1 protein-coding gene and 1 pseudogene are annotated in these 1,418 nt (G+C 73.3%); both read right to left on the reverse strand.

Annotated elements, in window-relative coordinates; genetic code table 11:
* Nucleotides 1-993, reverse strand: a 993-nt coding sequence (locus HK417_RS24275; protein ID WP_222273278.1) for a CHASE3 domain-containing protein, incomplete at its 3' end; no start/stop codon positions are given.
* 314 nt (nucleotides 994-1,307) lie between these two features.
* Nucleotides 1,308-1,418: pseudogene (locus HK417_RS27400) on the reverse strand (methyl-accepting chemotaxis protein); the annotation flags it as partial.

The raw sequence follows: 1,418 nt of genomic DNA on the forward strand, positions 1-1,418 counted from the left end.
GATCGAGGCGCCCATCTGCTCCGCACCCGCCGCCACCGTGCCCACGTTCCGGGACACCTCCTCCGCCGCCGCCGACACCACCCCGGACTGCGCAGAGGTCTCCTCCGCCGACGCCGAGATCTGCGCCGACGAGGCCGACAACTCCTCCGAGCTCGCCGCCACCGCGTCCGCGGACACCGCCACGGAGGTCAGGACCGCGCGGAGCCGCACCACGGCGGTGTCCAGCTCGGCGGCCGTCCGGCCCACCTCGTCCTTCTGGTCCAAACCGGACACCGCGGTGAGGTCGCCCGCGGCCAGCCGCTCGGCCGCGCGACGGAGGCCAGCGAGCCCACGAGTGACCGACGTCGCCACGAGCAGGCCCCCGGCGACGGCGAGGGCGACACCCAGGAGGCAGACGACGACCATGGCCCGGGTGGCGTCGGCGACCGTCTTCTCGTAGCCCGCGCCTGCGGTCAGCACGGACTCAGCCTCGGCCTGCGCCGCTGCCAGCTCCTCCTCGTAGGCCTTGCGCAGGTCCCGGGTGGGGCCCATCGCCTGCGCCACGGCACCGGCCCGGTCGGTCGCAAGCAGCGCGAACTCCGACCGCATGCTCGTCGCCCAGGCGTCGATGTCGGCCTGCAAGTCGTCCAGGAGCGCGGTCTCCTCGGCCGTCGCGGCCGCGGCCCGTGCGTCGTCGAAGAGGCCGGCGATCTTCTCGAGCCGCTCCTCGACCTCCGTCGCGAAGTCCGGGTCGGCGGTGAGCAGGAAGCCGCGCTCGTCGTTGGCGGCGGCCTTGGCGGTGAGGCCGATGTCGTCGAGGGCGTTCATGTATGGCAGCGAGGTGCTCAGCTCGTCGGCGCGGGCGTCACGGAGGTCACCGAGCCGGTCGACGGCCAGGACCCCCATCCCGACGGCGGTGAGGGAGGCCACGGCGACCGCGGCCAGGATCTTCAGCCGGACGGGGCGATCAGCCAGCCAGGCCGACAGCGGACGGCGGACGCGTTCGGTGCTCATGCGGGGTGGCTCTTCCTGTCGGTGGGGCGGATGTCGGTGCACCTCGGTCGGCCTCGCTGCCGTGCCCTGGTCGAGCCACGTCGCACGACGCGGGAATGGCTCGATGACAGGATGGGTCCCGGCCGGGCTGCTCGACGCCGCTCCGCGCACGTGTCGCGGAATGGCACAGAAGAGGTCGGCGACCGTTTCCCGGAGGCCCTTTGTCGACTGGGGAAATGGCCGGCCGGGGCACCCCCTCCGGTGGAACGGCAACGGCCACCATTCCCCTGCAGGGGAATGGTGGCCGCAGCGGGAGCCCCCTCGAGTGCGGCCCTTCAGTAGGTGAAGCGCCCGACGGTGGTGCGCAGGTCCGACGCCATCTTCGACAGCTCGTCGACGGCCTGCCGGGTCTGGCCCAGCGCCTGGGTGGTCGAGGAGGCGGCGGT

The organism is Modestobacter marinus, assembly GCF_019799945.1.
GTDB classification, from domain to species: Bacteria; Actinomycetota; Actinomycetes; order Mycobacteriales; family Geodermatophilaceae; genus Modestobacter; species Modestobacter marinus_B.